This is a genomic window from Balneolales bacterium ANBcel1 (assembly GCA_029688905.1).
Classification (GTDB): domain Bacteria; phylum Bacteroidota; class Rhodothermia; order Balneolales; family Natronogracilivirgulaceae; genus SLLW01.
In genome coordinates this window covers 44,388-56,706 of sequence record JARULB010000001.1, presented here as the reverse complement: position 1 = coordinate 56,706, position 12,319 = coordinate 44,388, and the positions used below count along the sequence as shown (strand labels likewise).

Genomic DNA, 12,319 nt, shown 5'->3' with positions numbered 1-12,319 from the left:
GCGGAATACACGGCTGTTAATTTAAAAATTATTTTAGGAGACTTGGTGCAAATAAATACTGGCCGGATATTACGTGAGAGTCAGATATTAGTTGCGGTCGAATGATGGCACCTGCCGGCAGGCTGATTTCAGGTTTTGTCCCGAAGCGGTCCGGCCGGGTTTGAGGGTATTGCGGACTGTATCGGCGTGCCGGATGCAGCCCGGGTTCCGGTTTTCACGGCAGGGGATTAATCAGCTTTCACCCGGTTCGTTTTTTGTATATTCAGGGATGGATGCGCAGATTGTCTGCACTCCTTTCCGATCCCCGATGTTACGCTGAACCATGAGCAAACTTTCCATCGAATTTGTTGAAGCGGCCGTTGAATCCGAGTGGCAACAGGTCTGGATGGAGTGTGAATACGCTACATTCTTCCATTCACCAGAGTGGTTGCACATTGTAAAAGAGTATTCCGGAGGATCCGTTTTGCCTGTAACGAGGAAGATCACTTTCAGTGACGGCACATCCGCCTTTTTCATCCTCTCGGCGACCAAAAACCTGAAAGGCCTGGTAAAGGTGTATGAATCTTCCCCCCTTGGGGTTTATGGCGGATGGATTTCAACCCATGCCCTTTCGGATGCCCATGCAGCGATGATCACATCGTTGGTGATGAAACAATACCCCGGCCTGATCTGGAGAGCCAGCCCGTTTCAGCCGCATGACGCTGCCTTTCCGGTCTCCGGCAGCCTGAAACAGGAATCGACATTCGTTGTTCCACTCAACATGCCGTTTGATGAGCTGCGGAAAAAAATCCGGAGAAATACGCTCAGAAATCTGAAAAAGGCCGAATCGCTGGATCTGTCGCTGAAGAAGATAGAAGCGCGCCATTTGCCGGCTTACTACGACTGTTACAGGCAATCCCTGGAGCGGTGGCAGGGAAAGGGAAGCCCCAAAAGCCACTATGGCATGGAAATGTTCCAACAACTGCTTCAATCGGAGTACTGTGATTTTTTCGGGGTGTTTCACGGCGGAAAACTAGTTTGCGGCGGACCGATTCTGCGGAGCAGGAGGCACGCCGTCAGCTGGCTCGGCCTGGCCGATGCCGACTACATTGGGAAAGGGGTTTATCAGTATTTTTACTATCACCTTATCCGCCATTACAGAGTGCAGGGGTTTGCCTGGTTTGATTTTAATCCCAGCAGCAGTCTGAAAGGTGTGGAGCACTTCAAGAAAGGGTTTGCTACCGTAGCCATGCCCGCCCCCGTGATGGATACACGTTCTTCGTATGTCAGGGGACTTCAAAAAATCCGGAGGTATTTCGATTCCGGAATCAACAGCTAATATCCCGAAAAACAGTGGTAAGAGATTGATGAGGAAGCTTCTGGCAAAACTGGTGGCGCGCTTCAGGAAACGACAACAGCTTCGGCTGGCCCATGGCATATGTAAAACATTCGGTATCATGACTCCCGTCAAGCTGGACGCCGACGACGCTTCGGTAATTATTGATGTGTTTTACAAGCGCGTTTATCACAACCTGTTCCCGTTTTATGCCGATTCTGTGATTGTAGATATTGGTGCGCACAGAGGCTACTTTTCCATTTTTTGCGACAGCTATTCCGGAAAGAACTCCACGATCCATGCGCTGGAACCCGAGCCGTCAAACTTCTCCCGGTTGCGGGACAACATAAAAGCAAATCAATGCAGCAAGGTTCAACCACACAATATGGCGGTATCCGGAGAAACCGGCACCAGGGAGCTGTACGTAAGCAAATCGGTGAACCACACACTGGTAAAAACTAAAGGGAGGCACCCAAAGGACAGTCAGGAGAAATCCGTATCGGTCAATGCTGTGACACTGGCTGATTTTTTCCAGAATAATCAAATTGAAAGAGTCGATTTTTTGAAACTGGACTGTGAAGGGAGTGAGTACGAAATACTGCTACAGTGTCCGAAAAGCGTTCTTGACCGGATACGGGTGATCGCTTTGGAGTTTCACGATACCGGATTGCCCGGATATAATGTGACCGGGTTAATTCATTTTCTGGAGATCAACGGATATCAGCTGGTAAAACTGGAATTTCAGGAGACCATGCAGCCTCTGCAAATGGGAATACTGGTCATGAAAAATAACGGCTACCCCAAATCACAATAAGATCCTGGCCTGAAAGCCCGGATACAACGAGTGTTGTCGCTTACACTCTGATATTATTCATTGTGCCGAACTTTTTTCTGAAAACTGATAGCGCTTTTTTGCGTTTTATGTGCCCAAAAACGGCAGAACCAGCGCCCTGGACAGTTTTTTTATTTGAATCGCTACCTGTTTTTAATCATATTGCATTGCTGAAACTTTTTAAGTTTTTCAGATTAAAAGCTTTTAAAGTTTTGACGAATCGGTTGGTGAAGCGATACCCGGTTACAGCGGAGCTTTTTGACAGGCCGGGGTTTGCGCGGTCAGGGGACTGAATCCGCGCGGCAGTTGAATCCGCTATTTTTTGTGAAGGCTCACCCGGCACGCCGTCAGCGTCTGGGTATTTGAAATCAGCACGTCAAATCAGGATATATGTATGGCAAACGAAGGAATGATGGCCCCTGGAAAGCAGGGCATGTACGATCCGCAATTTGAACATGACGCTTGTGGTATTGGCTTTGTCGTGAATATGAAGGGTAAACCTTCCCACGAAATTATCAAGCAGGGGATCCGGGTATTGCGCAATCTGGATCATCGCGGTGCCACAGGCGCCGAGCCCAACAGCGGTGACGGAGCCGGTATCCTGATGCAGATTCCCCACAAATTTTTCAGCCAATCCTGCGAAGGTCTTGGTTTTACTCTGCCGGAGGCTGGCGAATACGGAGTCGGGATGTTTTTTCTTCCGCCGGAAAGGGAACAGCGGAAATTGTGTGAAAAAATCATCGAAAAGGTGATCCAGGAAGAGGGGCTCACCTTGCTGGGATGGCGCAAGGTGGCCACCGACAATTCCAGCCTTGGCGACACTGCCATATCCACAGAGCCCCTGGTTCGGCAGGTGTTTGTTCAACGCAGCCCCGACCTGAAAACCGAACTCGATTTCGAACGAAAACTGTTTGTAGTCCGCCGCCGCTGTACCCTGGCAGTTCAGCAATCGGAGCTCAGTGACGCGGACAAGGAGTATTATTACGTAAACAGCTTTTCCTCACGCACCATCGTTTACAAGGGGATGCTTACTCCCAACCAGGTGGAACTTTATTACCCGGATTTGAGAGACTCGGCCATGACCTCCGCCATCGCCCTGGTCCACTCCCGGTTCAGTACCAATACGTTTCCCAGCTGGAAACTGGCGCACCCGTACCGTTATGTCATCCACAACGGCGAAATCAACACCCTTCAGGGTAACCAGAACTGGATGCACGCAAGGGAGAAACAGTTTGCAACCGAACTGTTCGGCGACGACATAAAGAATGTGATGCCTATCATCCAGGATGAGGGCAGCGATTCCGCGAAGTTCGATAACTGTCTGGAGTTCCTCTCCCTGACAGGCCGCTCGCTGGCCCATTCCATGATGATGATGATTCCCGAGCCCTGGGAAAAGCATGAGAACATGGACGATCTGCAGCGTGCATTCTACGAATTTCACAGCTGCATGATGGAACCGTGGGACGGACCGGCCTCGATTGCGTTTACGGACGGATCGGTAGTAGGTGCGACCCTGGACCGCAACGGGCTTCGCCCTTCACGCTATTATGTGACGCGCGACGATATGGTCGTGCTGGCGTCCGAGGTGGGGGTACTCGACATCAAGCCCGAGGATGTATTGTACAAGGAGCGCCTGCAGCCCGGCCGCATGCTGCTTATCGATACCAGCGAAGGCCGCATTATCAGCGATGAGGAGATAAAGAACGAAATTGCCGCCGAACATCCGTATCGTAAATGGCTGGATGAGAACCTTGTGGAATTTGACAAGGTGACCGAGGATCTCTCCTACAAGACACCTGACCTTTCCCACGATCAGATTGTTCATAACCAGAAAGTGTTCGGCTATACTTACGAGGATTTGCGCATCAATGTGGGTCCGATGGCCGAGAACATGCTGCAGCCGGTTGGAGCCATGGGCAACGACGCCCCAATCGCGGTGCTGTCCAACCAGCCGCAACTGTTATACAACTATTTCAAGCAGCTTTTCGCGCAGGTTACCAACCCTCCGATCGATCCGATTCGCGAGGAGCTGATCACATCGACCGAGACCAACCTCGGCGCGCAGGGCAACATCCTGGATCCGGGTCCGCACAGCTGCCGGCAAATCCGGCTGAAAGGCCCCGTACTTACCACCGAAGAGCTCGAGCAGCTGCGCAATCTGGTGATCCCCGGTTTCAAAAACGCGACACTGCCGATGCTGTTCAAGGCAGGATCAGGCGGGGAAGGGCTGGAAAAAAGCCTGGATGAACTGTTTGCATCCGCCGACAAGGCCATTGCCGATGGAGCCAATATCCTTATCCTTTCCGATCGCAGATTCGACAGGGAACATGTCCCCATACCGGCTCTTCTGGCTGTATCCGCGCTCCATCACCATCTTATCCGGACGGGAAAACGAACCGAAGTCGGACTGGTACTGGAGTCAGGCGAACCCCGCGAAGTGCATCATTTTTGTACCCTGCTGGGTTACGGCGTGGATGCGGTCAATCCCTACATGGCCTACCAGAGCCTCCACGATCTCATCCGGGAAGGGCTGCTGGAAAACATCGATTACCAACGTGCGGTCAAGGGATACAACCAGGCTGTGGTCAAGGGTATCGTAAAGGTGATGTCCAAGATGGGAATCTCAACCATCAAATCGTATCGCGGCGCGCAGATATTTGAAGCGCTTGGAATCGACAACAAGGTTATCGACAAACATTTCACCTGGACCAAGTCACGGATCGGGGGCATCGGCGTGGATGTCATTGCCGAAGAGGCGGAAATGCGTCATCGCAAGGCCTATCCCAAAGTGCGGGTCAACGGACAGGTGCTGGAAGAGGGTGGGCAGTACAAGTGGCGCAAGAACGGCGAATACCACATGTACAATCCCGAAACCGTACACACCCTGCAGTTTGCCGTCAAAATCAATGATTACAAGCTGTACAAGGATTATACGACGCTGCTGGACGAGCAGCGCGACCCGGCTCCGACCCTGCGTCATTTGCTGGAATTCAATGATTCGTCACAGCCGGTGCCCATCGATGAGGTCGAGTCGGTGGAGTCGATCTGCAAACGGTTCAAGACGGGGGCGATGTCCTATGGCTCCATCAGCAGGGAAACTCATGAGGCGCTTGCGATTGCCATGAACCGCATCGGTGGGAAAAGCAACACGGGAGAAGGGGGAGAGGATGTCGACCGCTTCACACCCGACCCGAACGGGGATCTGCGTAACAGCGCCATCAAACAGGTGGCGTCCGGGCGTTTTGGCGTTACCAGCGAGTATTTGAACCAGGCGCAGGAGATTCAGATCAAGATGGCCCAGGGAGCCAAGCCCGGAGAGGGTGGTGAGCTGCCGGGCAAAAAAGTCTATCCGTGGATCGCCAAAGTCCGTTACTCCACGCCCGGAGTGGGACTGATCTCCCCGCCGCCGCACCACGATATCTACTCGATCGAAGATCTGGCACAGCTCATCCATGATCTCAAGAATGCCAACCGCGATGCCCGCATCAATGTGAAGCTGGTCTCCCTGGCCGGGGTAGGTACCATTGCCGCAGGGGTGGCCAAAGGCAAAGCCGATGTGATCCTGATCAGCGGTCACGATGGCGGCACCGGCGCTTCTCCCCAGACCAGCATCAAGCATGCGGGGTTGCCCTGGGAGATGGGTCTTGCCGAAACGCATCAGACCCTGGTGATGAACGACCTGCGAAGCCGGGTGGTACTCGAGACCGACGGCCAGATCAAGACCGGAAGGGACATCGTTATTGCCGCGCTGCTCGGCGCCGAAGAATATGGTTTCGGGACCAGCGCGCTCATCACTCTGGGATGTGTGATGATGCGGGTCTGCCATCTGGATACGTGCCCGGTAGGCGTGGCAACGCAAAACCCGAAACTGCGCCACAACTTCAAGGGCGATCCGCAGTATGTGGTCAATTTCATGAAATTCGTGGCGCAGGATGTCCGGGAGCATATGGCCAGGCTCGGTTTCCGCTCCGTCGACGAAATGATCGGCCGGGTGGACAAGCTGCGGCAACGCAAAACCGACCACTGGAAAAGCAGGAACCTGGATCTGTCGCCGCTTCTCTATATTCCGAAAGTGCCCGCGACGTATGGTATCCGTTCGATGATGCGGCAGAATCACGGCCTGGACAACTCGCTGGATATTCAGACCCTGCTCGATATTTGCGAACCCGCGATCAAAGAGAAGAAGCCGGTCAAGGCAAAACTCCCGATTCGTAACATCAACCGGGTTGTGGGGACCATCGTGGGCAGTGAGATCACCCGTGCACACGGGCGCGAAGGCCTCCCGGAGGATACCATTCGACTCACGTTCCGCGGGTCGGCCGGACAAAGTTTCGGCGCGTTCACCCCGAAAGGGATGACCCTCAAACTGGAAGGCGACGCCAACGACTATTTTGGAAAAGGCCTCTCCGGCGGCAAGCTGATACTTTCTCCCGATGGCAACGCGCGCTTCAAGCCTGAGGATAACATCATCGTCGGGAATGTATCATTCTACGGAGCCACCGATGGTGAAGCGTACATTCGCGGGATGGCCGGTGAACGCTTCTGTGTACGGAACAGCGGTGTGAGGGCGGTTGTGGAAGCTGTCGGCGACCACGCCTGCGAATACATGACCGGTGGAAGGGTCGTTGTGCTCGGATCCACCGGACGCAATTTTGCAGCCGGAATGTCAGGCGGTATCGCTTATGTCCTTGATGAGGATGACACCTTCGAAGGCCATTGCAACAAGGATATGGTCCACCTCGAGCGTCTTGAAGATATTGATGAGATTCAGGAGGTGAAGCAGATGATCCGGCGACACGCCGACTACACCGACAGCAACCGTGCCTGGAAAGTGCTCGCCAAGTGGGATGAGATAGTGCCGCTCTTCGTGAAAGTGCACCCTGTTGATTTCAAACGGATGAACGAGGCGATCCGGGAAGCCCGGCTCCGCGGACTTGAAGGCGAAAAAGCCATCATGGAAGCCTTTGAGATCAACAAGGGCGACAAGGCACGGGCCGCCGGAAACTGACATAATCCGGCATTTCGTGCCGGACGCATTAATTATGGACGGGCTTCCGGACATGATGCAGGCATTCGAAACCCGGCCGGGGCACAACAGACAGACCAACACGATATCACACAAAGAAAAACGCAAGAAACATGGGTAAACCAACCGGATTTCTGGAGTACGAACGAAAATCCACTCCTTACAGCAATGCCAGGGAACGTATCGAATCCTGGGATGAAATCAACGTTGCGCTGACCGAGGAGGAGCTGAAAACGCAGGGCGCCCGGTGCATGGATTGCGGCATTCCGTTTTGCCAGACCGGTTCAATGGCCGAAGGCGGAGCCCGTGGCTGCCCCGTCTACAACCTCATTCCTGAGTGGAACGACCTGGTGTACCGTGGTAAATGGAAAGAGGCGCTGCACCGGCTTCATAAAACCAATAACTTTCCGGAATTCACCGGTCGTGTGTGTCCGGCGCCGTGCGAAGGCTCCTGCGTACTGGGCATCATCGAGCCGCCGGTGTCTATCAAAAGCATTGAACAGGCGATCATCGATCGTGGTTTTGAAGAAGGGTGGGTGGTTCCGGAGCCCCCGGAGAAACGAACCGGAAAAACGGTCGGGATTGTGGGGTCGGGACCGGCCGGACTCGCAGCCGCCGCACAGCTCAATAAAGCCGGACACAAGGTTACCGTCTATGAGCGTGCCGACCGGATCGGGGGGCTGCTTACCTACGGAATCCCCAATATGAAACTGGAGAAGTCCGTTGTGCAGCGCCGGGTGGACATCCTTGAGGCTGAGGGCATCGAATTTGTCACCAATACCGAGGTTGGAAAGGATGTTTCCGCCAAAGAGCTTCAGAAACGCCACGACGCCCTGATTCTGGCCGGAGGCGCTACTGCGCCACGTGACCTTCCCATCGAGGGACGCGACCTTGAAGGTATCCATTTTGCCATGGAGTTCCTGCATGCCGACACCAAAAGCCTGCTCGACTCGGATCACAGTGACGGCAAGTTCATTTCCGCCAAAGATAAAAACGTGATTGTGATCGGCGGCGGCGACACCGGTACCGACTGCGTGAGCACCTCTTTGCGCCATCAATGCGAAACAATTACCCAGTTCGAAATCATGCCTCGCCCGCCGGACTCCCGTGCGGATTCCAACCCCTGGCCGCAGTGGCCCAATATCTACCGGCTGGATTACGGCCAGGAAGAGGCCCGCGAAAAATTTGGCGACGACCCGCGGCAGTACGAGATCATGACCAGGAAATTGACCGGCGATAAGAATGGCCGCGTCAAGGAGCTGCATACCGTGCAAATCACCTGGGAAAAGGGCGATAACGGACGGATGGCCCCGAAGGAAGTACCCGGCACGGAAAAAGTGTGGAAAGCGGATCTGGTGCTGTTGGCCATGGGCTTCCTCGGACCGGAGAACCCCTTGCTGGATCAGCTCAATGTGAAGCGTGACGAGCGCTCCAACGCCAGAGCCGAACACGAAGTCTATAACACCAATGTGGATGGCGTGTTTGCCGCCGGTGACATGCGGAGAGGGCAAAGCCTGATCGTCTGGGCGATCAACGAAGGCCGTGGCGTGGCGCGTGAATGCGACCGCTGGCTGATGGGAAGCACCGAACTGCCCTGATTCGAAACTCGCGGCCCCGTTTTTTTGCTTTATTTGTCATTTTTTGGAATGATATAGCACACAAACTGTTTACGTGTATAGCAATCCATCAGAAAAAGAAGTGAAAGGCAAAAATGAAGATCGCTATGGCAGGAGGACATGGCCAAATCGCCATGTTGTTGCACTCCATACTTAAGAGTAACGGCCACCAGGTGTTCGGCATCATCCGGAATGAGGAGCATGCCGATGAAGTCAGGGAAGCCGGCGCCGAACCGGTAATCTGTGACATCGAAAAGAGCGACGATATTTCCGATGCGGTCGGTGAGGTTGACGCCGTTGTCTTTGCGGCGGGTGCCGGTCCGGGCAGCGGAGCGGCGCGAAAATGGACCGTCGACCGGGACGGGGCGCTCAAACTGATTGAAGCCGCCAAAAAGAACAATATCCGCCGATATGTGATGATCAGCGCCATGAAGGTTGAGGAACCGCGCGGCAATGAAGTGTTCCAGGTGTATCAGAAAGCCAAGGCGGAGGCCGACAAGGCTCTGCGCGAAAGCGGACTCGATTACACCATTATCCGCCCCGGCAGGCTCATTGACGATCTGCCCCGTGGACGGGTTTCCCTGGCTCCGGATCTCCCCGGAGGCGAAATACCGCGCGCTGATGTGGCCGCCGTTGTAGCGGAAGTCCTGGAAAGCCCCGAATCTGTCGGCCACCAATGGGATCTGGTCACGGGTGATATGGAAATCGACAAGGCCATCCGGAACGCGGCATCGACCGGCGGGCACCATCCGTAATCATCAGCGGAACAGGCAGGGCCGGATCACGTGCGGCCCTGCGGGATTCATGGAGTCGCGATTTTCAGCGGTTGCATGGAAAAGCACCGAAAATCAGAGCAATCATCCGCAAAACATAGAACATAGCATCAGATTTCAGCGGTTCAGTGTGAAGAGAAGCTCATCCTCCCGTCCGGCGGCAATGTGCGCGTGAGCAGGCTCATCAATCAGGCGCAGGGTGGTCGAATTCATGCAGTAGCGCAAGCCGGTAGGCGCGGGCCCGTCGTCGAATACATGTCCCAGATGCGAACCGCATCGTGCGCAATGCACCTCTACACGCTCCATAAGCAGTTTGTGATCCGATTTTTCGCCCACATGATCGGGCGAGAGCGGCGCATAAAAACTAGGCCATCCCGTCCCCGAATCATACTTGGCAACGGACGAGAACAGCGGGTTCGAGCAGCTTCGGCACACATAGACCCCTTCGGTCTTTGTACCGAAATATTCATTGTCAAAGGGCCGCTCGGTTCCCTCCGAGCGCAGCACCCGGTATTCGTTTTCGGAAAGACGTTCCCGCCACTCCGTATCGTTCAGTTCCAGTTTTTGATCCGGTGAGGGAAACAATCCGAAATCAAACCATTCCGGTGTTGGGGCCGCAACGGCGCTGTCATCTGTCCGGTTACCTCTTTTATCGCTCATAGTCATGGTGGTTTTTTGGTGGATGGAACCGCGCCAGGCGCGCAGGTTTCAAAAGCATCGGCGCCGGTACGATAACCCGCTTATCCGCAAACACAGGTTGTCGCCGGTATCATTCCCTTCATTTCCGTGATGATGATCCCGTTGAATTTCCTTATTTTGCGCGCTGTTTGGCAACAGGCCACAAGAGGGTGTGTTTCTTTCCCGGACGGTGGCCTTCATAAATTATAGAGGAGATTCATGTCTAACAGAGTAGTAGTTACCGGCCTGGGCGCCCTGGCCCCGCTTGGCAACGACCTGGACACATTCTGGGATAACGTCAAAAACGGAGTGAGCGGTGCCGGCCCCATCACCAGGTTCAACCCCGAAAAATTTCGCACCCGCTTTGCCTGCGAGCTAAAGGACTTCAATGCCGCCGACCACCTGGATCGGGCCGATATCAAACGCTCGGACATGTTTACGCAATATGCGCTGATTGCCTCCGACCAGGCGATCAGGGACTCCGGATTCGATTTCTCGAAAATGTCTCCTTTTGATGTCGGTGTCATCTGGGGTACCGGACAGGGCGGGATGATGACGTTCGAAGAGCAGATGAAAGCCTATTATCAGGGCGACGGCACCCCGCGGTTTAGCCCGTTTTTTGTGCCCAAGCTCATCGCCAATATGGCCTCCGGAATGATATCCATGCGCAACGGCTACATGGGAGTCAATTACACCACTGTTTCGGCCTGTGCCACGTCCAATACCGCCATCATGGACGCATTCAACTATATCAAATGGGGGAAGGCGAAGGTGATCGTTACCGGCGGATCGGAATCCCCGATTACGGAAGGCTCTGTGGGCGGCTTTTCGGCCATGAAGGCGATGTCGCCGAGGAACGATGACCCGAAATCGGCATCCCGGCCGTTTGACACCGGCCGCGACGGATTTGTCATGGGAGAAGGGGCCGGAGCCATTGTTCTGGAGGATTATGACCATGCCGTGGCCCGGGGCGCGCATATTTACTGTGAAGTGACCGGTGCGGCCATGACCGCCGACGCTTACCATCTTTCGGCCACCCATCCCGAAGGTATTGGCGCTATCGAGGGAATGAAACGCGCGCTTGCCGAAGCAAAACGGGATATCAGTGATGTTAATTACCTGAACCCGCATGCGACATCCACCCCGGTGGGTGATATCAGCGAGATCAAAGCCATCGCGTCGATGGTAGGCTCCGGAAAGAACGACCTGTGGATAAGCGCCACCAAATCCATGACCGGGCACCTGATGGGTGCGGCCGGCGCCATCGAAGCGATCATTACCATACTGGCGCTTCGGGACAATGTGATTCCTCCTACCATCAATACCACCGATCTGGATCCGCAAATCCCCTCCAATATCAATATCGTGATCGGCGAAAGCATGGAGAAAAAGATCGATGTGGCGATGAGCAATACGTTCGGTTTCGGCGGGCATAACGGTATCGCCATTTTTGAATCCGTCTGATAGGGCTGATCGAACCGGTCGCGGTCGTTACATATGTGGTCACCATCCGCGCGAAAGGAACGGCCGCTCCGCTGAGCCGTCACGAATAGCCCGGGCAAGAGGATACATCGACGGCGGCCAGCCATGACGAATGCCTTTGGCCGGGTTCAGCCGCAGCCATTTGAAGAGCACGTGGCCACTTGTTCCGCACTTCGGAACAGATGAGTCCTGCATCGTGTTATCTAACTATACCATGAACCAAAAATCGCGAGGGATTATGAGCAAACTCAATATGCTGATCAGTGTAATTATCGGATCGTTTATCGGAGCCCTGCTTGGAGTACTTTTTGCTCCGGACAAAGGGGAGAAAACAAGAAAACAGATTTCCCGAAAAGGTGATGAGTATGCCGACCTGGTGAGATCCGAGTTCGATGATTTTGTTAAGAACATGAACAGTCGCTACGAAGCGGCGCTGAAGGACACCGAAGAGATGATCGACAAGGGAAAAAACATGACGGAGGATATCATCCAGAAGGGAAAGGATAAATCGGATGACATTAAAAAGGATGTCAGAAAAGCTCTGAAATAGCAGCCGGAGAAGGCCGCCTGTTTTATCTTTGTGAAAATGCCGGTATC

General features: G+C 54.1%; 8 protein-coding genes. 7 read left to right on the top strand and 1 reads right to left on the bottom strand.

The features are described from left to right. Positions 1-322 precede the first annotated feature (322 nt). The 5 genes from QA596_00215 to QA596_00195 all read left to right on the top strand — a co-directional run bounded on the left by QA596_00215 (position 323) and on the right by QA596_00195 (position 9,544). On the top strand, positions 323-1,318 hold the full coding sequence (locus QA596_00215) for a GNAT family N-acetyltransferase (GenBank protein MDG5765866.1): 996 nt from the start codon (positions 323-325) through the stop codon (positions 1,316-1,318). Between the two features lie 118 nt (positions 1,319-1,436). Next, positions 1,437-2,129 carry an FkbM family methyltransferase gene (locus QA596_00210; GenBank protein ID MDG5765865.1) on the top strand — a complete coding sequence of 231 codons (693 nt, stop codon included), beginning with the start codon at positions 1,437-1,439 and terminating at the stop codon, positions 2,127-2,129. A 412-nt stretch (positions 2,130-2,541) separates the two neighbouring features. Continuing rightward, on the top strand, positions 2,542-7,155 hold the full coding sequence (gene gltB, locus QA596_00205; GenBank protein MDG5765864.1) for a glutamate synthase large subunit: 4,614 nt from the start codon (positions 2,542-2,544) through the stop codon (positions 7,153-7,155). A 131-nt stretch (positions 7,156-7,286) separates the two neighbouring features. After that, on the top strand, positions 7,287-8,771 hold the full coding sequence (locus QA596_00200) for a glutamate synthase subunit beta (GenBank protein MDG5765863.1): 1,485 nt from the start codon (positions 7,287-7,289) through the stop codon (positions 8,769-8,771). Positions 8,772-8,896: 125 nt separating this feature from the next. After that, on the top strand, positions 8,897-9,544 hold the full coding sequence (locus tag QA596_00195; protein ID MDG5765862.1) for an SDR family oxidoreductase: 648 nt from the start codon (positions 8,897-8,899) through the stop codon (positions 9,542-9,544). A 135-nt stretch (positions 9,545-9,679) separates the two neighbouring features. Here the strand turns inward: QA596_00195 and msrB are convergent, their stop codons facing one another. Beyond that, complete coding sequence (gene msrB / locus QA596_00190) at positions 9,680-10,222, bottom strand: peptide-methionine (R)-S-oxide reductase MsrB (protein MDG5765861.1); 543 nt, start codon at positions 10,220-10,222, stop codon at positions 9,680-9,682. A 237-nt stretch (positions 10,223-10,459) separates the two neighbouring features. On the opposite strand from msrB, the gene fabF reads away from it, so the two are divergent. Together fabF and QA596_00180 are read left to right on the top strand one after the other, a co-directional pair. Next, complete coding sequence (fabF, locus tag QA596_00185) at positions 10,460-11,704, top strand: beta-ketoacyl-ACP synthase II (GenBank protein ID MDG5765860.1); 1,245 nt, start codon at positions 10,460-10,462, stop codon at positions 11,702-11,704. A 256-nt stretch (positions 11,705-11,960) separates the two neighbouring features. Further along, positions 11,961-12,272, top strand: coding sequence for a YtxH domain-containing protein (locus QA596_00180; GenBank protein MDG5765859.1), 312 nt, complete (start codon positions 11,961-11,963; stop codon positions 12,270-12,272). The last annotated feature ends 47 nt before the right edge of the window (positions 12,273-12,319 follow it).

Coding starts and splice junctions, on each gene's coding strand:
- QA596_00210 (MDG5765865.1), top strand. CDS start 1,437: ATGACTCCCGTCAAGCTGGACGCCGACGACGCTTCGGTAATTATTGAT.
- QA596_00180 (MDG5765859.1), top strand. CDS start 11,961: ATGAGCAAACTCAATATGCTGATCAGTGTAATTATCGGATCGTTTATC.
- fabF (MDG5765860.1), top strand. CDS start 10,460: ATGTCTAACAGAGTAGTAGTTACCGGCCTGGGCGCCCTGGCCCCGCTT.
- QA596_00215 (MDG5765866.1), top strand. CDS start 323: ATGAGCAAACTTTCCATCGAATTTGTTGAAGCGGCCGTTGAATCCGAG.
- QA596_00200 (MDG5765863.1), top strand. CDS start 7,287: ATGGGTAAACCAACCGGATTTCTGGAGTACGAACGAAAATCCACTCCT.
- msrB (MDG5765861.1), bottom strand. CDS start 10,222: ATGAGCGATAAAAGAGGTAACCGGACAGATGACAGCGCCGTTGCGGCC.
- QA596_00195 (MDG5765862.1), top strand. CDS start 8,897: ATGGCAGGAGGACATGGCCAAATCGCCATGTTGTTGCACTCCATACTT.
- gltB (MDG5765864.1), top strand. CDS start 2,542: ATGGCAAACGAAGGAATGATGGCCCCTGGAAAGCAGGGCATGTACGAT.